Source organism: Paenibacillus chondroitinus NBRC 15376 (assembly GCF_004000765.1).
GTDB lineage: Bacteria > Bacillota > Bacilli > Paenibacillales > NBRC-103111 > Paenibacillus_E > Paenibacillus_E chondroitinus.
Genome location: NZ_BILW01000010.1, coordinates 89,281 through 109,316 on the forward strand (window position 1 = coordinate 89,281; position 20,036 = coordinate 109,316).

The 20,036-nt window shown below is 47.5% G+C and carries 21 protein-coding genes; 10 read left to right on the forward strand and 11 right to left on the reverse strand.

Going from position 1 to position 20,036, the window contains the following annotated elements:
* Nucleotides 1-18 precede the first annotated feature (18 nt).
* Both PCH02S_RS13930 and thrC read left to right on the forward strand, forming a co-directional pair.
* Nucleotides 19-723, forward strand: a complete 705-nt coding sequence (locus PCH02S_RS13930) for a hypothetical protein (RefSeq protein ID WP_127453955.1) — start codon at nt 19-21, stop codon at nt 721-723.
* Nucleotides 724-853: 130 nt separating this feature from the next.
* Nucleotides 854-2,242, forward strand: coding sequence for a threonine synthase (thrC, locus tag PCH02S_RS13935; RefSeq protein ID WP_127453957.1), 1,389 nt, complete (start codon nt 854-856; stop codon nt 2,240-2,242).
* Nucleotides 2,243-2,302: 60 nt separating this feature from the next.
* Here the strand turns inward: thrC and PCH02S_RS36700 are convergent, their stop codons facing one another.
* Complete coding sequence (locus tag PCH02S_RS36700) at nt 2,303-2,425, reverse strand: hypothetical protein (protein ID WP_268597368.1); 123 nt, start codon at nt 2,423-2,425, stop codon at nt 2,303-2,305.
* Nucleotides 2,426-2,889: 464 nt separating this feature from the next.
* Here PCH02S_RS36700 and PCH02S_RS13940 point away from each other — a divergent pair, with 464 nt between their 5' ends.
* The gene (locus tag PCH02S_RS13940; protein ID WP_127454112.1) at nt 2,890-3,402 is read left to right on the forward strand and encodes a hypothetical protein; all 513 of its coding nucleotides are present in this window, start codon (nt 2,890-2,892) and stop codon (nt 3,400-3,402) included.
* Nucleotides 3,403-3,447: 45 nt separating this feature from the next.
* On the opposite strand, the gene rlmN is transcribed toward PCH02S_RS13940, so the two are convergent.
* Nucleotides 3,448-4,530, reverse strand: a complete 1,083-nt coding sequence (gene rlmN / locus PCH02S_RS13945) for a 23S rRNA (adenine(2503)-C(2))-methyltransferase RlmN (RefSeq protein WP_127453959.1) — start codon at nt 4,528-4,530, stop codon at nt 3,448-3,450.
* A 252-nt stretch (nt 4,531-4,782) separates the two neighbouring features.
* Here rlmN and PCH02S_RS13950 point away from each other — a divergent pair, with 252 nt between their 5' ends.
* Nucleotides 4,783-5,214, forward strand: a complete 432-nt coding sequence (locus PCH02S_RS13950) for a VOC family protein (protein ID WP_127453961.1) — start codon at nt 4,783-4,785, stop codon at nt 5,212-5,214.
* Between the two features lie 82 nt (nt 5,215-5,296).
* On the opposite strand, the gene PCH02S_RS13955 is transcribed toward PCH02S_RS13950, so the two are convergent.
* Both PCH02S_RS13955 and PCH02S_RS13960 read right to left on the reverse strand, forming a co-directional pair.
* Complete coding sequence (locus PCH02S_RS13955; RefSeq protein WP_127453963.1) at nt 5,297-5,638, reverse strand: hypothetical protein; 342 nt, start codon at nt 5,636-5,638, stop codon at nt 5,297-5,299.
* A gap of 219 nt (nt 5,639-5,857) precedes the next feature.
* Nucleotides 5,858-6,907, reverse strand: a complete 1,050-nt coding sequence (locus PCH02S_RS13960) for an NAD(P)/FAD-dependent oxidoreductase (RefSeq protein WP_127453965.1) — start codon at nt 6,905-6,907, stop codon at nt 5,858-5,860.
* Nucleotides 6,908-7,086: 179 nt separating this feature from the next.
* On the opposite strand from PCH02S_RS13960, the gene PCH02S_RS13965 reads away from it, so the two are divergent.
* The 4 genes from PCH02S_RS13965 to PCH02S_RS13980 are packed head-to-tail and all read left to right on the forward strand — an operon-like array spanning nt 7,087 to nt 10,846.
* Entirely contained in the window at nt 7,087-7,935 is an 849-nt protein-coding gene (locus PCH02S_RS13965) for an ABC transporter ATP-binding protein (protein WP_127453967.1), read from the forward strand.
* Nucleotides 7,883-8,818: an iron-hydroxamate ABC transporter substrate-binding protein gene (locus PCH02S_RS13970; RefSeq protein ID WP_127453969.1), complete on the forward strand. Its 936-nt coding sequence runs from the start codon at nt 7,883-7,885 to the stop codon at nt 8,816-8,818. Before PCH02S_RS13965 ends, PCH02S_RS13970 begins: the two co-directional genes overlap by 53 nt.
* A 22-nt stretch (nt 8,819-8,840) precedes the next feature.
* A complete protein-coding gene (locus tag PCH02S_RS13975; RefSeq protein WP_127453971.1) occupies nt 8,841-9,839 on the forward strand; it encodes a FecCD family ABC transporter permease in 999 nt (332 codons plus the stop codon).
* Nucleotides 9,836-10,846: a FecCD family ABC transporter permease gene (locus tag PCH02S_RS13980; RefSeq protein ID WP_127453972.1), complete on the forward strand. Its 1,011-nt coding sequence runs from the start codon at nt 9,836-9,838 to the stop codon at nt 10,844-10,846. Before PCH02S_RS13975 ends, PCH02S_RS13980 begins: the two co-directional genes overlap by 4 nt.
* Before the next feature lie 71 nt (nt 10,847-10,917).
* Here PCH02S_RS13980 and PCH02S_RS13985 read toward each other — a convergent pair whose 3' ends face one another.
* From PCH02S_RS13985 to adh, 6 genes are all read right to left on the reverse strand, one after another.
* Nucleotides 10,918-11,376, reverse strand: coding sequence for a hypothetical protein (locus PCH02S_RS13985; RefSeq protein ID WP_127453974.1), 459 nt, complete (start codon nt 11,374-11,376; stop codon nt 10,918-10,920).
* Nucleotides 11,377-11,411: 35 nt separating this feature from the next.
* Entirely contained in the window at nt 11,412-11,852 is a 441-nt protein-coding gene (locus tag PCH02S_RS13990) for a hypothetical protein (protein WP_127453976.1), read from the reverse strand.
* Nucleotides 11,849-13,042, reverse strand: a complete 1,194-nt coding sequence (locus PCH02S_RS13995; protein ID WP_127453978.1) for a ParM/StbA family protein — start codon at nt 13,040-13,042, stop codon at nt 11,849-11,851. Before PCH02S_RS13995 ends, PCH02S_RS13990 begins: the two co-directional genes overlap by 4 nt.
* Nucleotides 13,043-13,248: 206 nt before the next feature.
* Nucleotides 13,249-14,538: an RNA polymerase factor sigma-54 gene (gene rpoN, locus PCH02S_RS14000; RefSeq protein WP_127453980.1), complete on the reverse strand. Its 1,290-nt coding sequence runs from the start codon at nt 14,536-14,538 to the stop codon at nt 13,249-13,251.
* A gap of 130 nt (nt 14,539-14,668) precedes the next feature.
* Complete coding sequence (locus PCH02S_RS14005; protein WP_127453982.1) at nt 14,669-15,031, reverse strand: DUF779 domain-containing protein; 363 nt, start codon at nt 15,029-15,031, stop codon at nt 14,669-14,671.
* Nucleotides 15,032-15,044: 13 nt separating this feature from the next.
* Nucleotides 15,045-16,565 carry an aldehyde dehydrogenase gene (adh, locus tag PCH02S_RS14010; RefSeq protein WP_127453984.1) on the reverse strand — a complete coding sequence of 507 codons (1,521 nt, stop codon included), beginning with the start codon at nt 16,563-16,565 and terminating at the stop codon, nt 15,045-15,047.
* Between the two features lie 235 nt (nt 16,566-16,800).
* Between adh and PCH02S_RS14015 the strand changes: the two genes are divergently transcribed.
* Together PCH02S_RS14015 and PCH02S_RS14020 are read left to right on the forward strand one after the other, a co-directional pair.
* Complete coding sequence (locus tag PCH02S_RS14015) at nt 16,801-18,552, forward strand: sigma-54-dependent Fis family transcriptional regulator (protein ID WP_246069080.1); 1,752 nt, start codon at nt 16,801-16,803, stop codon at nt 18,550-18,552.
* A gap of 178 nt (nt 18,553-18,730) precedes the next feature.
* Nucleotides 18,731-19,576, forward strand: a complete 846-nt coding sequence (locus tag PCH02S_RS14020) for an aldo/keto reductase (RefSeq protein ID WP_127453985.1) — start codon at nt 18,731-18,733, stop codon at nt 19,574-19,576.
* 90 nt (nt 19,577-19,666) lie between these two features.
* Here PCH02S_RS14020 and PCH02S_RS14025 read toward each other — a convergent pair whose 3' ends face one another.
* The gene (locus PCH02S_RS14025; RefSeq protein WP_127453987.1) at nt 19,667-20,035 is read right to left on the reverse strand and encodes a DUF4180 domain-containing protein; all 369 of its coding nucleotides are present in this window, start codon (nt 20,033-20,035) and stop codon (nt 19,667-19,669) included.
* Between the last annotated feature and the right edge of the window lies 1 nt (nt 20,036).

A 20,036-nucleotide genomic window follows, 5' to 3' on the forward strand; every position in this document is an offset into this window, starting at 1 on the left:
TAGAAAGGAAGTCCTTCCATGAATCCTGTTATGAAAAAAAGTTTTGCCATTCTGTCGCTATCTGCCATGATCACTGCGGGTACAGCTTACGGTGTGCGTAGCGATACATATGCTACAGCTTTGATGAATGGTAACCATACCGTCTCGTTCTCCATGAAAGAAGAAGCCAAAAAATTGCAAGCAACAGGCGTCATCACTTCCATTCGCATGGACGGTGATCATGCATTAATCCACATACAAGGTGTTGGCACAGACGGTCTTGTTCTTAATGTCGACAAAGATACAGTCTTTCAAATGGCTGACGGCACTAAGCTTAGTCTTGCCGATTTGCACGTAGGCTTAACCGTTTTGGCTGAACATTCCATGGTGATGACGATGAGCCTGCCACCGCAAACGCCAACGTCTAAAGTAACGGTTCTGGATGCAAAAATACAAAAGGATCTGATGGGAACGGCGGGTAGGATTGAAGAAGTGCGCAGCGAAAATAAGGATGATCTGCGAATCCTTGTAAAAGGCGAGGGCTTAACTGAATCTTCTCCAAGTGAAGTTGTGCTGATTTTGACGAAAGCTACGGCCATCGTAGACAAGAACGGGAGCAAAGTTGCGACATCGAAGCTAGTAAAAGGTGCGAATGTCATTGGATTCTACGGACCTGCCTTGACGAAGAGCCTGCCGCCTATCGGTACTGCTTGGAAAATCGTTGTTGCGGATAAAGAAGAATAATTTTTTGTAAAAAGCTGAAATCTTCCATACTAAATGGGAGGTTTCTTTGTTTAACATGGCTGATCGCACTGTCCAAATGATTCGTTTTTTGATACAATAACTGAAAATTCATTCGAATAAGGGGACTAATATGGAATACATTAGCACACGCGGAAAAGTAGAACCCCTCGGTTTTATCGATGCCATCCTGATGGGATTGGCGAACGACGGTGGTTTGCTTGTTCCCAAAACGATCCCGCAACTATCCGCAGACACGCTCCAGAAGTGGCAAAACCTCTCCTACTCGGAGCTGGCTCTTGAAATTTTCTCCCTATTTATTGAAAACGAAATCCCGCGCGCAGAGCTGAAACAGCTCGTTGAGGACAGCTACGGCACGTTCCGTGATGAAGCTGTAACGCCTGTTAAACGCCTGAACGATGACACTTATGTGCTGGAATTGTTCCACGGCCCAACGTTTGCTTTCAAGGACATCGCGCTGCAATTCCTGGGCAATCTGTACGGGTATGTCTCCCGCAAGACGAACTCGATTATCCACATCCTCGGCGCAACTTCCGGTGATACCGGAGCTTCTGCGATTGAAGGTGTGCGCGGCAAAGAAGGCATCCGCATTTGTATTCTTCACCCGCACCAGAAGGTAAGCCGCGTGCAGGAGCTGCAAATGACAACGGTGGATAGCGAAAATGTGCTGAATTTGTCCGTTGAAGGTACTTTCGATGACTGCCAACGCATTATCAAAGAGCTGTTCGCCGACGTTGAATTCAAGCATCGCTACCACTTGCGCGCAATTAACTCCATCAACATTGCCCGCATTTTAGCGCAAACGGTCTACTACTTCTATGCGTACTTCCAAGTTGCAGCTAGGGATGCAGGCGCTAAAGTTAACTTTAGCGTGCCGACTGGCAACTTTGGCGATATTTTCGCCGGTTATCTCGCTCAGAAGATGGGCCTTCCTATTCATAAGCTCATTCTTGCGACGAATGAAAACAACATCCTTGAGCGCTTCGTGAAGGAAGGCGTGTACCAGCCGGGAGCTTTCCGCGGCACGTACAGCCCATCCATGGACATTCAAGTAGCCAGCAACTTCGAGCGCTACCTGTTCTACTTATACGGCGAAGATTCAGAAGCCGTGACCACCCTGATGGCGCAGTTCAAAGCCGAAGGCCGCATTGTGATTCCTGCCGACAAGCTGCAAGCCGTGCAAGCGGATTTCGCCGCGTACGGCGTACAGAACGAGGAGTGTTTGGATACAATCAGCTCCTATTACAAGGAGTATGGCTATTTGCTTGATCCGCATACAGCGTGCGGTGTAGCTGCTGCCGACCGTATCGCAGCGGACAGCGAGGTAACGGTCGCCCTTTCCACCGCTCATCCGGCAAAATTCGATGAGTCGATCCGTTTGCGCGGTATTGAGCAAACCTACCCGCAGCAAATTCAAGCTCTATTCGACAAACCGCAGTTCCAAACGGTTGTCGGCGGTTCGAATGAGGAGATCAAAGATCAGCTCGTGAAGTTTTTCTAAATCAAAGGGACTGTCTCTGAAAGTCTGAAATGACCTTCGGAACAGTCCCTTTTTCACTTTCTACTTAAACTTTTGCGGAAATTGCTTGATCATGCCGTCTGTCAACACATCGGCGATCATCGTAAGATGATTCGCGCCTTTATCTAACCACAGGAAATCAGCTTCCCAGTCCTTAGCCAGCATGGCTTTACATCTTCCGTCAGCATTTGTAGATGAACATACATTAAATCCTGCATCTTTTTCATCGGCCAATTCGGATTAGCTTTGCTAAAAAAGGTGGCGATATCATCAGCGTTGCGGTACCACTCTTTGTTAACTTTGTCGAACTCAGCCGTATTCCCGCTTTTCGCCGAATCCACTGAAAGCAATAGAGAGAGACAGCAGCGTTAACTTGATCAACTTGCCTTGCATAGGTAAATTCTCCTTTTCATATAAATTGGAAACAGCTCGTTATATTGTGTACGCTCGAGCGTTTTCATTCATAAAAGAGGGAGGAAGCTCCGGCATGAAGTTACCATGTAGAAATTCGGTGGGTCAAAATCAGTCTGGAGACCGAGAAGTTCCTATACCTAAGCAAGAGGACGCGCTTCTTGCACCGTGATATGCTAGATGTAATGAATAATCCAATAGGAGTGAAAATAGTGAATATGAACCGCAGCGCTTTTCTTGGCCCGATCTTGATTCTTTTAGGCATCTTCCTGTTTCTAAAAGGGGAAATCACGTTCAGCACAGGCACCATTTTCGAATACTTCTGGCCAACCTTTTTCGTCATTCCCGTCGGTGTGTTCTTTCATTGGCTGTACTTCTTCATCATGCATCGCAGAGGCGTAGGAGTGCTAGTGCCAGGCGGCATTCTGCTTACAGCAGGGGTCGTTTGCCAAATATCCATGCTGTTCGACATTTGGCATCTCATGTGGCCTGGCTTTATGCTTGCGGTCGCCGTCGGTTTGTTCGAGCTGTATTGGTTCGGAGGACGCAACAAATGGCTGCTTATTCCGATCAACATTTTGACCGTATTGTCCCTCTTGTTCTTTGCGATTTTCTCGATCGGATCGCTCTTCTCCGGCATTTTCCACAATCAGCCTATCTTCGCCGCTCTGCTCATTGTTGCCGGTTTGGCCTTGATGTTTATGCGCGGTCGGGAAACTAGCAAGTATTGAAAAAAACCTTCCAAACCACGAAATTGTGGCCTGGAAGGTTCTTTTTTATTGAGCAACCAAGTTATCCTCTGTAGATTTCTTGATCTGTTTACTGCGTAATTGTCCACAAGCGGCATCAATATCGGTTCCGTGTTCAAGACGGACACTGCAGGAAATGCCTTGCTTTTTGAGCGTATCATAGAAAGCCCGCACGGACTCGCGCTCGCTCCGTTGGTACTGGCTATGCTCATCCACTGGATTGTACGGGATAAGATTCACATTAGCGAGTTGGCGGATGTGCTGAATCAGCTCAGCCAGCTGGATCGCATGCTCCTTGCCGTCATTCACGTCTTTCAGCAAAATGTACTCGATCGTAATTCTCCGGTTTGTTTTCTCCAGATAGTACCCAATCGAACTCATCAACTTTTCAATCGGAATCGCTTTATTAATTTTCATAATCCGCGTCCGAAGCTCGTTCGTCGGGGCATGCAAGGAAATCGCGAGGTTCGTCTTCAAATCGGAATCCGCGAATTCTCTGATTTTATCAGCAAGACCACTTGTGGAAACCGTGATATGTCTAGCGGCAATATCAAGACCCTTCTGATCCTTCACGACGCGGATGAAATCGACCATGTTCTTGAAATTATCGAAAGGCTCGCCAATTCCCATCACCACAATATGGCTAACGTGCTCATTCGCGCCCTTGCCGTCCAAATGAAGCTGAACCTTCATAATTTGTTCCACGATTTCTGCGCTAGTCAGATCACGGCTCTTAGCCAGCAGACCGCTGGCACAGAAGCTGCATCCGATATTGCAGCCAACTTGTGTTGTTACACATACGGACAGCCCGTATTTATGCCGCATCAGCACGGTTTCGATCAGGTTGCCGTCCATCAATTTAAACAGGAATTTGATTGTCCCGTCCGCTGACTCTTGTTTCAGATGCTCCGTCAAGGTTTGGATGGCGAAATGATCCTCCAGCACCTGAAGGCAGTCCTGTTTAACATCCGTCATCTCCGAGAACGAGGTTACCCGCTTCCGATAAAGCCAATCCCATACAAGTAAAGCTCGCGACTTTTTGAAGCCTTTTTCAGCGAGCCAAGCCACTAATTGATCAAACGTTAATCCATATATGGATCCTTTATTCATGTGTTATCCTCTTTTCAAGACTTTCACTTACAGTCCAAATTCTATGAAACAGCCGAAGCTTACCATCTACTTATTATTGTGCCAAAAATCGTCCTTGAACACAAGAGGAGTGAGCTTCCAGTGTTTCATGAAAGATTTACAAATAAATCGAACGTATGTTCTTTATTTTTGTCGCGTTTTGTGTTAATAATAAGAGGTAAGGTTTTTTTAACAATGACCCTAATCAAATTTAACCCAAGGAGCTGAAGGTTGATGACATTACGCTTAGACCCTTATTTAGTTATGGAAGGAAACGCTAAGGAAGCCATCCAATTCTATGAGAAGGCATTAGGTGCCCAGCAAGTTTTCGTACAAACATTTGGCGAAATGCCTGCAAATCCTGACTACCCTCTCCCTTCAGAAGCAAATGAACTTATCGGACATGCGATGCTGATGGTAGGCGATACGCGTCTGATGCTGTCCGACGCCTTCCCTGGACAACCTATTCAGAAGGGTGCCAATGTTACCATTTGCATTTCGATCAAGGATGTTGAGAAATCCAAAGCGATCTACCATGCACTGGAAGATGGCGGACGCGTCATCATCCCACTGTCAGAATCCCACTTCAGCCCTGCATATGGCCAAGTCGTCGACAAGTTTGGCGTAGGGTTCCACATTTTCACTGACCAACCAACGAACAACTAAAGACCGAACGGAATGTCAAAAAGCCTTCATTCCATTTCTACCGTTGGATTGAAGGCTTTTTTATGTAGAACCCCTAACATGCTTATCGAACGATCTTCTCGAGGATTTTCATAGAAGTGGCTGCTATCTCTTCAGCTACAGGTACTTGCACAGGCGCTGCGGTTGGCTGATCATGAAACATTTTATTCGCATACATCTTCTTGATTTGACCGTAAAAACTTGTCGTTCGTATGTAGGAAATCATTCTGCAAATCATTTGCATTTGCATCGTATCCTCAATCCCTGAAGCGATATTGAAAAGTGTATTCAAACTGCCAATGGCTTGATCCCTAGTGATGATCCCACTTTCCAAATCCCTCACAACCCGCTCCATTTCACTTTTTACGAACATGACTGCTCTGCTCTTAATATGCTTATCTATCAACCACTGCACCTCCTAGATGTATGTACTAAAATAGTACAACACTCCGCTTGGAATAGCTGTCGAAGTGAGGGGAGCAAGATTATAGTCTTTTTCGGGAATACCAAGGAATCTTGTCGTCTTTTGTTAGGAAAAATTTGTAAACATGGGCCTTGCCTGTATCTTTCTCAGATATTGCATGGTTCACTCGTTCTTTGACAATTCGAAGTCCTGCTCTCCTGCCTAGCTGAACATTTGCTTCACTAATTCCCGATTTCGTTCTTTGAAAACTTCATTATGCGAAGAAACCATAGCATACTTGTAGGCGCCTGGCTGTATGTATTGTTTCGCTTTATTTACAGCATTCGCTGCATCATGGAAGGCTCCGGCGATCAGATGAACTTTCCCCTCATGATTGAGAATATCGCCAGCTGCATAAATTCCCTCGATAGAAGATTCGCTCGCTGCGCTGCCTTTAATATAATAATCGTCTACGATCTCGATCTTCACTTCGCTATTTTGAAGTAAAGTCGTATCCCGCTCGTAGCCGTGATTAATGATGACTTCATCAATTTCCAAATACGAAATTTCACCCGTTTCGTGGTTCTCAATCTGTACATGCTCTATCGTTTCGTGATTTGCGCCGGCAATTAATTTAGAAATGGACGAATTGAAAATACATTGCACGGAACTTTCCAAAAGCTGCTTCACTTGAGCTTCATGACCGGAGAGCGCATCCTTGCGATACGTTAAATAGACCTTTCCAGCCACAGGCTCCAGCTCATTAGCCCAGTCAACGGCTGAATTGCCGCCGCCAGAGATGACGACCGTTTTACCCTTAAAGCGCCCAAGGGACTTTACCGTATAGTTCAAATTAGATACCTCATACCGCTCCGCGCCCTCGATTTCCAGCCTTTTGGGATTGAGAATGCCCCCGCCTACTGCGACTATAACTGTTTTCGACAAATGCTTTACGCCGGATGCAGTGAGTAGTTCAAAGATCCCCTCTTCATTGCGCCGGATCGACTCGACTTTCTCACTTAAGACAACCTCCGGCGAGAAGGTTAATCCTTGTTCGACAAGTTTCTCGATCAGCTTTGCGCCAGGCAGAGGCGTATGACCGCCAACGTCCCAGATCATCTTTTCCGGGTAGACATGCACTTTGCCGCCAAGCTGTGGCTGATACTCAATAATCTTTGTTTTCATTTCTCTCAAGCCGCTATAGAAAGCAGAATAAAGCCCTGCAGGGCCTCCTCCGATGATCGTGACATCAAACAATTCCTGATTATCCATAAACATTCACTCCTCTTCACTCGCATGCAATTGATTATCATTATCAATTAAATATAAAGCTATTCTTTTCTTTTGACAACAAAATAATCATTGACAACCTTAATCTGGTGCCTTAAAGTATGTTTAGTCATCTAGATGATAATGATTATCAATATCGATGACCATCATGGAGGTGTCTTATGGTTCGCCTGTATATAGATAAACTCAACATTGGTTATGGAGAACGTTCGATTGTCAAAAACCTTAGCGCTGCCATTCCCGACAAAAAAATTACGACGATTATCGGTGCTAACGGCTGCGGCAAGTCCACCCTTTTAAAAGCAACAACACGGATTATTCCTCACCAATCCGGTCGTATCGTACTGGACGGAGCGCTCATCTCGAAAGAAAACACCAAAGTTCTCGCCAAAAAAATGGCGATCCTGCCACAGACGCCTGAAAGCGCCAGCGGATTGACCGTGGGCGAATTAGTGTCTTATGGCCGCTTCCCTTATCAAACCGGCTTTGGCCGATTGACAAAAAAGGACTATGACGCCATCGACTGGGCGCTCGAAGTGACAGGCACCCAAGATTTTAAATACAGGCCTGTCGATTCCTTATCCGGCGGTCAACGGCAGCGCGTTTGGATTGCGATGGCGATCGCCCAGGAAACCGATATTATTTTCCTGGATGAGCCAACGACTTATTTGGACTTGGCCCATCAACTAGAGGTGCTGGAGCTGTTGCAGCGCTTGAATCGGGAACAAGGCCAAACGATTGTCATGGTGCTGCACGATTTGAACCAAGCCGCTCGCTTCGCGGATTACATCATCGCTTTGAAAGATGGCGAAATTGTCAAAGCCGGCGATTGCGAAGAAGTGATGCAGCCTGAAGTTCTCAAGCAAGTTTTCCACATTGATGCGGAGATCGGAAGAGATCCTCGGACCCATAAACCCATGTGCATTACCTACAATTTACTAAAGGGAGACAACTCAAGTGAAAAAACTATTGATACCATTCCTGCTCTTCATCCTAGTACTAGCTACTAGCGCTTGCGGATCTGCGTCACCTAAAAAAGAAGATGGCTCTGCAACACCTGCTGCTTCAACTGCGGCTGGGTCCAAAACAATTACATATCAGTCCGAAGATGGACCCGTTGAAGTGCCTGCCAATCCACAGCGTGTTATTGTCCTTTCTGCTTTTGCAGGAAACGTAATGGCGTTAAATGTGAAGCTTGTCGGTGTGGAGTCATGGTCCAAAGCTAATCCTAACTTTGACAAAACCCTAAAAGATGTGCAGGAAGTTTCAGATGAAAACTTGGAAAAAATCATTGAACTAAAACCCGATCTTATTATAGGTCTATCAACGATCAAAAATATAGATAAGCTAAAGCGAATCGCTCCAACCGTTACATACACGTATGGGAAAGTTGACTATCTAACCCAACATATCGAAATCGGAAAGCTTTTGAACAAAGAAAGTGAAGCGAGAGCTTGGGTTGATGACTTCAAGAAACGTGCACAAAAAGCAGGTACTGACATTAAAGCCAAAATCGGCGCGGACAAAACCATCTCCGTCATCGAGAGCTTCGACAAACAGCTTTACGTATATGGCGATAACTGGGGTCGTGGGACGGAAATTCTTTATCAGGAAATGAAATTGCCTATGCCTGCCAAAGTGAAGGAAACAGCTCTGAAAGAAGGCTATTATGCCTTGTCGACGGAAGTTCTGCCGCAATTCATGGGCGATTACGTGATTTTCAGCAAAAACCCGGATGCCGACAACTCTTTCCAACAAACAGAGACATACAAAAATACAACGGCTGCAAAAAACGGCCACGTTTATGAAGCTAACGCCAAGGTTTTCTACTTCAACGACCCGTTAACTCTGGAATACCAACTAGATTTCTTCATCAAAAATTTGCTTAAATAACATCACGGAGGAGCCGTCTCGGATGAAACAATCCATTTCATTTGGTTATAAATTTGCCCTTGGGCTCCTTGTGTTTGTGGGAATGTTTGTTGTTGCTATGGTGTTTGGGGCAGCAGATGCTACCCTCTCGGATGTCTGGCTGGCACTAACTTCACACACCACAAGTGATGCGATTACGATCATCCGTGAAATACGATTACCCCGCGAAATCGCGGGGATTTTCGTTGGCGCGGCTTTAGGCGTCTCAGGCGCCATTATGCAAGGGATTACCCGAAATCCGTTAGCAGACCCCGGTTTGCTGGGGCTAACGGCAGGTGCTAACGCAGCACTCGCCCTAACCATTGCTTTATTCCCGTCAACAAGCTACTTGGGCATCATGCTCGCTTGTTTCATTGGAGCGGCCATAGGAGCACTTCTGGTTTTCGGCATTGGTGCGATGAAAAAAGGCGGGTTCTCACCTATCCGCATCGTACTCGCCGGAGCTGCGATCTCCGCCTTTTTATACGCCGTTTCCGAGGGTCTCGGCCTTTATTTCAAAATCTCAAAAGATGTCACCATGTGGACAGCAGGCGGATTGATCGGCGCTTCTTGGGACCAGCTGAAAGTGATCGTGCCTTTTATCGTGGTGGGGTCGCTGGTATCTCTCCTGCTCTCCAGGCAGCTTACCATTCTTAGCTTAAGCGAAGAGGTGGCTGTTGGATTAGGGCAAAAAACGGCGCAAATTAAGGCGATTCTCTTCATCATCATTATTCTGCTGGCAGGCGCATCCGTTGCCCTCATCGGCAATATGGCTTTCATTGGGCTTATGATACCGCACGTCGTACGTGCCATCGTAGGCACCGATTACCGGTTCATTATTCCAATGTCCGCGGTCTCTGGTGGTACCTTCATGCTGCTCGCAGATACACTCGGACGTACCATGAATGCACCTTATGAAACGCCTGTAGTGGCCATTGTCGCGATGCTGGGCTTACCCTTCTTCCTGTTTATCGTACGTAAAGGAGGCAAAGCCTTCCCATGATTCATCCTTCCATTCTCAGAAAACAACGCCTGCTCGTAGTTGGGGCTCTGGCTCTTATTATCGTAACGATTGTGATCGGTATGGGACTAGGCTACTCCTCGTTGTCCTATAACCGGCTGCTCCCTACCCTGTTTGGCCAGGGGAGCTTCAAAGAACATTTTGTCTTATTTTCAATTCGATTACCCCGGATTCTGATTACCTTATTGGCCGGCATGGCGCTTGCTCTATCTGGCGCAATCCTGCAGGGCGTTACACGCAATGATTTAGCTGACCCCGGCATTATTGGGATAAACTCCGGTGCGGGTGTCGCCGTTGCCGTCTTTTTTCTGTTTTTCCCGGTAAAAGCAGGCTCCTTCGTATATTTTCTACCGGTAGTCGCTTTTATTGGAGCTCTGCTAACCGCAGCCTGCATTTACTTGCTTTCTTATAGTCGAAAAGAAGGTCTTCAACCCGTCCGATTAGTGTTAATGGGCATTGGCTTCTCCATGGCCTTATCCGGCATCATGATTGTCATCATCTCATCCGCAGAACGTGCGAAGGTGGACTTTATCGCCAAATGGCTGGCAGGCAACATCTGGGGAACCGATTGGCCGTTCATCTGGGCGCTACTGCCGTGGCTTATCGTGCTCATTCCGTTCACTTTGTACAAAGCCAACCGGTTAAATCTGCTTGGTCTTAACGAGCCTGTTGCAATCGGTGTTGGTGTATCGGTGGAGAAAGAGCGCATCGTCCTGCTTCTTACGGCTGTCGCACTTGCGGCCTCTGCCGTTTCCGTCACGGGAGGCATTACCTTTATCGGGCTTATGGCTCCGCATATCGCGAAAGCTTTGGTCGGGCCCAGGAACCAGCTGTTCATTCCCGTCGCTGTTCTAATCGGCGGATGGCTGCTGCTTCTGGCTGATACCGTCGGTCGCAATTTGCTCGACCCCGATGGGATTGCCGCCGGTATTATGGTCGCATTGATCGGCGCGCCTTATTTCATCTACTTATTGCTGAAAAAAGCATAAAGAAAATCAGCATGCCAAAAAAGCTATCCTCCCGATTGTGGGGAATAGCTTTTTTTGATCATGAATTCTACTCAGTTTGCAATTTGACTCCAGACTGGATACTCATCCAAGTAACCATACTGGTGGAGCTCCGTAAGTGCCTTGCGGATGCTGCTCTCGTCCTCGCCGGACTCGCTGGAGAGATCCAATAAATCGGTTAAGTCAATCTTAGGATGTTCCTTGCAAAAAGCGAGCAAACCTTTGGCCGCCCAGGATAACCGATCGTCCTGAAAATCACCGACCAACCGGCGAAACATTTTCTGGGAAATAATTTTCATCTCGACGAGATTCTGCATCGCCTTCGTTGCCTGCTTCAGATTCATCCGACCCAGTTTTGCAATATCGACCAAATCGGGGACGTTTGCTTCAGAGGAGAAACATTTCAATACGATTACAGTCATTTGCGAATAAACATCCATGCCAGGATAACGAAATATATCATCAGTCAATGTAAAATGCCTAGCTGCTTCTTTCCCCTGATTGTTATCCATTAGGTGTCCTCCTTATCCTGAATCATGGAGTTCCCCTACTCAGGTTCCCTTCCATGATCCGAAGTAGGCACTAGCTTCCCTGAATTTTGCCGGGACTGCCGGAATATTTGTGCCAAGCTGAATTTCTTCTGTTCCCCTTCCGCACCTGCTGCTTGAGCAGGCGCTTGAGCAGGCTCTAGAGGCTCGTCCAATTCTACCTTGGGATCGATCTCCTCTAATCCTGCAGGAGGGCTTACTTTGTCTATATCGTGGAACATTTCTTTCCCGGGAAATATTTCGATTTCAGTTGTTGCAGATGCTGACACGCGCTCTTCGCGAACATATTTCGTTAGAATATCTATAATACCTTGGCTAAAATAGCCATCCATCTTCAACTGGTTTAAATAGTCGATGACCTCAGCGGGCGTATCTGATGGAATATACAAAGTTACATCTTTGCCAGAGCGAACGTAGACGGTGGATCGGCGTTTTTTCAATCCTGACCGCTCCCGTTCTCGGAGACTCCTTTGGCATCTGTGCCTGCCGCGACTTCGTCCGCATGTTGCAGGGCGTGGTCCAGCATGAGGAACGTGCCTCGCACATTCCGGAATTGGCTGTGCTCGGCTGTATCAAACCGAATAGGCAAGCCCAGCTCGGCGTTTATTTTCTCAATCCAAGGCTGCAAAACAACAGCCCCGCCGCCGATAAACCAGAACTCGTTCGCATAACGAACGTGCTTCCAGGAGCTGCGGGCGAACTTCAGCACCTTCTCCGCTAATATGCGCATGTGCTTGTTGATCAGGCTCGTCATATCAAATACGACCTTGCCCTCGGCATAGATCTCATATTCTTTGTTGACGAGCATGAGCGTCAATTCGGCTGTGCTTGCAAGCAGCTCCTCACCTTGCGCATTCACTTCATTACGAATGCTCTCCAGTGCATCGTTGAGATAGATTTTGGCGCCGGTGGAGTGTCTTTGATCCAGATCCAGGCCTGGTCGGAAGAAAGCAATATCCATATCTACGCCGCCGACATCGGCAATGCCGAAGCCCTTGTGCGACAGATGGGATTTCGAAGTTGCTTCCAAATCATAAACGCCGGATACATCGTCTATGCTGATATCGGTTGGAAGCGTGAATTCCATTTCAACCGTAATCCCTTTGAATACGGGGGTCGTAACGAACGTGACGGAGTGGACGCCTCCGGTGATTTTACGGGCAAATTCATCGCGGAATTTCGTGATTTCGCGAATGGGCAGGCCGGTGCCCAGGTTTACGGCAGCTTTGATCCGCTTTTTACCCCGTTTGATTGCGTCCTCATGTTGTTTGGCAATGGCATAAGCGGCAGCCGTCAGGAGCGTCACCATGGTCTCCGGTCTCTGGGCTTTCTTTTGCACAGCTTTATCTCCGACAATCTCATGAAGAATACCTTCATCGCCAATGGCGAGATTCCCCACGTAAACGTGTCGGTACTGATCGCTTTCAATGGCAGGCGATGTAATTTGAACGTCGAGGAAATCCAGGGGATCACCTTGTTCCATCAAAAGAAATCGTTCACCAAACGGTTGTGCAAGTACATTAGGGAAAATGAAGCTACAGTCCAAATGGTCATAGATGACCTTGACATGACTGCTGCCGTTATCAATGGACAGTGTGATGGTAGTGGTTAAGACTTCGTTCTTTGTCAAGTCAATTCCCCTCTCCTACCTTGATTTGAATCTATATACCTATTCGCAATAGGAACGTAGAATGAGTGGGTATTTGGAATATTTCGTTAATTTTACGCTTTCACTGGAATAAAGTTTAAAGTCTAAAGTTTAAACTTTAAACGGTAAAGTTCATGCCTTAAACTTCAGGATTTAAACCTTAAATCTTAAACTTTAAAGTTTAACCTTCAAACGTTAGATCGTCTTTTTAGAGCAGGTGGAAGGTTCATCTGTTCTCTATATTTAGCTACTGTTCGGCGTGAAATGACGAAACCCTTGCTGATTAAAAGCTCCGAAAGCTGTTGATCCGAGTAGGGACGGTTTCGGTCTTCTCCCGCAATCGCTTCGCGAAGCTTTTCCTTCATGTAAAAAGAAGAAACCGATGTTCCATCGATCTGCTTCATCGAAGAGGAGAAGAAATATTTGAGCTCAAATATTCCCCACGGGGTTTGAACGTACTTCCGGCTGACTGTGCGACTTACGGTAGATTCATGTACTTGCAGCGCTTCAGCCACCTGCTTCATCGTCATCGGCCCAATATGAGCGGTGCCCTTCGCACAAAAATCGGCCTGGAGCTCGAACATAAGGCTTGCTGTTTGCAGCAGCGTAGCTTTTCTTCGCTCAATGCTGTCCATAAGCCCCTTTGCGGCCTGCCATTGCTGCTTCAAGTAGCGGTAAACATCTTGCGAAGCCTTTTCCTCCATCAGACGAAGATAAGAATCGCTGAGTGTAATGCCCGGAATTGCAGCATTTTCGAGAAAAACAGTGTATGTCCCCTCCATCAGCTTTAACGTAAGATCTGGTATTACATACTGCGGCTGTTCTCTGCTGTACATGGCTCCAGGCTTCGGATTGAGTACTTTTATCTGTTTAATCGCCGCTTGGATGCGGGATGGCTCTGTATCGTATTTCACCGCTAACTGATGAATCCTGCCAGCGGCAATATCGGGCAAATCCTGTTGGATTAAATCTGCCGCCAAGGGGTCTATTCCCTTCATTTGCTGCAATTGGAGGAGAAGACATTCCGCTAAGGTTGAAGCCCCTACACCGTATGGCTCTAAGCATTGGATGATTTGAACAGCTTGACGAACTTGCTCCAACGTGGAGCCTTGAATAGCGGAAATTTCATCTCTCGTATAGGGAAGGTAGCCCTTTGCGTCCAGATTTCCGATGATCCATTTACATAAACTTTTTAGTCTACTATCCAAATTCATGCAGGCTATCTGTTCTAGTAAAACCGATTCCAACGTAGGCGTAGCGCTAGGATCGACATTAAGCCGCCAATCCGGATTAGAACCGCTGATATTTCGGCTTGCCGGATTTCTATGTTTAAGCTCAATAAAAGGATTCTCATTCGCTTGCTGCTTCACCAACTCATGCAGATCCAAGGAGGACATATGGAGGATTTCCATAGACTGCCGCATATGTGGGGTAAGCTGCATTCTGTGATCCTGCAGTGCACCTATTGAAATTTCCATCCGCAAACGCCTCCTTTTAAACCATGAAATCGCTTACCATTAGTATATTCGTACTTTTGTTGTAAAATCCACCATGAAAAAGTGCAAAAAGACCCAGCGATAAAACATCGCCAGGTCCAATGTACACTTTTTACAAACCTAACACGCGCCGCTCCTCCTCCGTAAACATCCGCGAACGCGTCAAAAACCGCCGGCCCTCCGGTCCTTCGAGCGAAAACATGCCGCCCCTGCCGGGAACCACATCGATGATCAGCATCGTGTTTTTCCAATAATCGTACTGGGATTTACTCATATAAAAGGGGGCTCCGCCGATATCACCCAACCAAACGTCGCTGTCACCGATCAGGAACTCCCCCTGCGCGTAACACATGGGAGAGCTTCCGTCGCAGCAGCCGCCGGATTGATGAAACATAACCGGGCCATGCTTGGCTTTTACGATTTCAATTAGCTCCAGAGCAGCCTCAGTAGCAACAACCTTGCTTGCCTCTGTCATCGCGGCAGCTCTCTTAGAAGAAGCCCAATGCTTCAGGACTGTAGCTGACGAGCAAGTTTTTGGTCTGCTGGTAATGGGACAGCATCATTTTGTGATTCTCTCGGCCGATGCCTGAAGTTTTATATCCGCCAAAGGCTGCATGGGCAGGATAGGCATGGTAGCAATTCGTCCATACGCGTCCTGCTTCAATGCTCCGGCCCATCCGGTAGGCTGTATTCATATCGCGCGTCCAAACGCCTGCTCCAAGACCATAGAGCGTGTCATTCGCTATAGCCAAGGCTTCTTCCTGGTTCTTGAACGTCGTTACCGCAAGGACAGGGCCGAAAATTTCCTCTTGGAAAATTCTCATCTTATTATTCCCTTTGAGTACAGTCGGCTGGATGTAGTAGCCTTCCGAAAGCTCCCCATCCACTTTCCCTCTGTCACCGCCAATCAGACATTCCGCGCCTTCTTGCGAGCCGATGTTGATATAACTCATAATTTTTTCAACTTGCTCCGTTGAAGCCTGGGCCCCAATCATCGTAGTTGTATCAAGAGGATTGCCTTGTGTGATGGAAGCGACCCGTTTCAGAGCTCTCTCCATAAATTGATCGTAAATCGACTCCTGAATCAATGCGCGTGACGGGCTTGTGCACACTTCCCCCTGATTAAGAGCGAACATAGCAAAACCTTCAAGCGCCTTATTGTAAAAAGCGTCATCCCGCGCAAGCACATCTTCAAAGAAGATGTTCGGAGACTTACCGCCCAGCTCCAAGGTAACCGGTATCAAGTTCTGTGAAGCATATTGCATAATCAAACGGCCTGTTGTCGTTTCTCCGGTAAACGCAATCTTCGAGATACGGCTGCTTGAGGCTAGCGGTTTGCCCGCTTCAAGGCCGAAGCCGTTAACGACATTAACAACGCCTGGCGGCAGCAAATCTTGAATAAGCTCGAGCAGCACCAGAATGGAAGCCGGCGTTTGCTCAGCTGGCTTGAGAACGACAGCATTACCTGCCGCAAGCGCCGGAGCGAGCTTCCACGTCGCCATCAGCAGCGGGAAGTTCCATGGAATGATCTGCCCGACGACGCCGAGCGGCTCATGAAAATGGTAAGCCACCATATTGTCGTCCAATTGGCTGAGCGTACCTTCTTGTGCGCGGATGCTCCCTGCGAAATAGCGGAAGTGATCAATCGCCAGCGGCAGATCGGCCGCAAGCGTTTCGCGAACAGGCTTGCCGTTATCCCAAGTCTCGGCAACCGCGAGCATTTCCAAATTAGCTTCCATGCGATCAGCAATTTTATTTAGAATAACAGCGCGCTCGGCGACTGACGTGCGCCCCCATGCCTCTTTGGCAGCATGCGCAGCATCCAAAGCCAGCTCGATATCCTCAGAAGTTGAGCGTGGAATCTCACAGAACACACGATTATTTACAGGAGACGGATTATCGAAGTATTGCCCTTTAACAGGTGCAACCCACTGTCCACCGATAAAGTTTTCATACCGTTTTTTGAACGTTACTTTGGATCCGTTTTGTCCAGGTTGTGCATAAATCATTTTCGCTCAGCCTCCTTAAAATGGTATACATTAATAGATAAGCAAGAATCGTGCCAACGGACAAAATCCCGTCACAATGGGGTTTATGAATGGTGTACGAAGTTCGATGTTCCGTTTTGATACAAAGGATGTGTTCCATTTTGGGACATTCTTGCCGGTTGCCCTCCATTAATAAAAGCAACTATGGTATGATCGGGTAAGATACGATTGCAATGGAGGGATCTTTTTGCTATCCGTGGAAAATAACTTTTTATCCGACGCAGCGGCAGCTTCTTGGAAGCGCTACCACGAATTTGGTTTAGTGCCCACCGACCCCATTGACGATGACATTTTAACAGGAATTCACATGCAGTCTCTCCTCAAGCAAAATGAGCAAACCATCCAATACACCGAGCAAATCTTCGAACACATGCATGTCGGCATCAAAGAATCCGGCCAGATGGCACTGCTGATCGACCCGGAAGGAACCATTATTCATACGGCAGGAGATATCGACTTCTCCCGGCGAGCATTGGCAGTTCAGCTGCAAGTAGGCGCCAATTGGGCCGAACATCGGAAAGGGACGAATGCCATCGGCGTCGCTCTTACAGAGCGGAAGCCCGTGCGTGTGCATGCCGAAGAGCATTATTTCCAATCAAACCATTTCCTGACCTGCGCTTCTGCCCCTGTCTTCAACGCGATCGGCGAGCTGATCGGAATCGTCAATATTAGCGGCAAGCAAGAGAATTTCCATGCCTATACCTTTTCCCTCGCCTGTTTGGCTGCTCAATCCCTGCAAAACAAATTTTTGCTCGAGGAGTCGAAGAAGGAACACCTCATCACGCTAAGAGAGCTGGACTACTCTTCCATGCATCATCCTTTGCCCTTGCTTTCGCTCAGCCGAGATAACCGTATCCTTCGCGCCAATCACGCCGCTATGCGGATCATGGGCAGCGACGTCATCGGTAAACTCATGCCGAAACTAGAGGGTTTTGCCGTTCAAACCTTACATAATGAACATCAAAAGCTGTGGCAGTCTGTTTCCATTCGAAAAGTGACTGGAAATGATCAGCATTTATACACATTTCATGATCTCGTCGGCACGTGTCCGACGTTCCTGCAAAGAAAAGAGTTAGCCCAGAAGGCTTCAACCGCTGACTTCCCTGTTCTGCTCTTGGGCGAAAGCGGCGTCGGTAAGGAATTGTTCGCCCAATCCATCCATACGGCAAGTTCCCGGTCGGGAGCGCCGTTCATTGCACTTAACTGCAGCGCCATCCCAGACAGCCTGGTCGAGAGCGAGTTATTCGGCTATGCCCGCGGCGCTTTCACAGGTGCAAGCAAGGAGGGCAATATCGGGAAATTCGAGGCCGCGCATAAAGGCACGATTTTTCTTGATGAAATCGGCGATATGCCCCTTCGGGCGCAGGCTGCGCTTTTGCGTGTGCTCCAGGACGGGCGGATTACTCCGGTTGGGAGTGCGAAGAGCAAAACCGTTGATGTGCGCGTAATCGCCGCAACGAATAAGGATTTGGCCGCAGAAGTGAAGGCTGGTGGATTCCGGGCCGATCTATATTATCGGCTGAAAGGCATCCCGATTACGCTCCCGGCTTTACGGGAAAGAAGCGATATCCTGGCACTGGCGCTTCATCTGCTCCAGAAGCATGCTTCGCCATGCTGTGCCTTCACGGAAGCCGCCAAGCGCAAGCTGCTGGCCTACAATTGGCCAGGCAATGTCAGAGAGCTGAGCGGCATTCTGATGCAAGCGATTTTCCTTGCTGGCGATCAGTCGATTGATGCTGATCATCTAATGTTAGAGGCTGCGCAAGTGGATGAGACGCTGAGCGAACCCCCCAGCGAGAATCATCCTCTAACGCTAAAAGAGGCGGAAATTAAAGCGATCAAGATGGCGCTGACCTCCTCTGAGTGGAATCTCAGCAAGGCTGCCGCCAAATTGCAGATTGGAAGGACAACTTTATACCGTAAAATCGAGGAATATGGGATCACTTAAGCGCCAATAGTCACAGAAGAGTAACTATCGTACTAAAAAGTACGTACTTTTCATCTCCTCATGAAACGTTCATAATAGCAATTGCCAACAGGTGACATCCTACTGATGGTGAGGATTTTATGATGCGATGACGGCCGGTTGGCCAACATATAAACAGTTACATGAGGAGGAATTACGCATGACGATCAACCATTTGCAATCCACAACAACCCTGCTGAACGGCGTTCAAATGCCATGGTTCGGGCTAGGTGTTTTTAAAGTAGAAGACGGTTCTGAGGTCGTAAGCTCCGTCAAAGCAGCCATTCGAAATGGCTATCGCAGCATTGATACAGCGGCCATTTATGGGAATGAGACCGGTGTTGGACAAGCTATTTCCGAGGCGCTTGCGGAAACAGGACTCGCTAGAGAGGATCTGTTCATAACCTCCAAGGTGTGGAATGCAGATCTTGGCTATGAGTCAACAATTGCCGCCTACGAAGCCAGCTTATCCAAGCTGGGTCTGGAATATCTTGACCTGTACCTTATTCACTGGCCTGTCAAAGGGAAATATAAAGAGGCTTGGCGCGCTTTGGAAACTTTGTACAAAGAAGGCCGCGTGAAAGCAATCGGCGTCAGCAACTTCCAAATTCATCATCTCGAAGATGTGATGAAAGACGCGGAAATCGTGCCCATGGTGAACCAGGTTGAACTTCACCCGCTTCTGTCACAGCAAGACCTGCTCAGCTTCTCCAAAAAGCATAATATTCAGTTAGAAGCTTGGTCTCCGCTCATGCAGGGCCAGCTATTCGATCACCCGGTTCTCAATGATATCGCCGCTAGCCACAGCAAGTCGGTTGCTCAAGTCATTCTCCGTTGGGATTTGCAGCGCGGCATTGTGACGATTCCGAAGTCCATCAAAGAGCAGCGCATCATCGATAACGCCAACGTCTTTGACTTCTCGTTAACCGATGCGGACATGGCTCGTATCGATGCCTTGAATGAGAATCGACGTGTCGGACCAGACCCGGACAACTTTGATTTTTAATCCGCTTTTAAGCAGCAAAAAGCACCGATCCTTCCAATGTGGAGGAACGGTGCTTTTTTTCGTTTAACGTGCACTAGGAACGAAATAACCTTAATCGGCATTATGCAGAGCGTCCAGCGCTGCCTCTTTGTCTTTGAGGAAGAAAACCGAGTTTCCTTGATTGCTCTCATAGATAAAATCCTTCAGACTTTTACTGTTATACACGTCAAAATCGCCAACAATCGCAAATTTAACCTTGTAGTTCGTAAATTTCTGCAAAATTTCACCGGCAAGGCGGGTCTTCAGCTCGAAAAAGTCTTCCGATATGTTGGATTTGTCCATCAAAATTTTGTGGGCCTCTTCCAAATATTGTACAGAAGCCATCAAATCCAAAGCTTCCTGTACATTGCTTATGAGGATGTCATCGCTCTGCACAATAGCGACTTTGGAGTTATTCCTGATATCAACCGTGATTTTCATT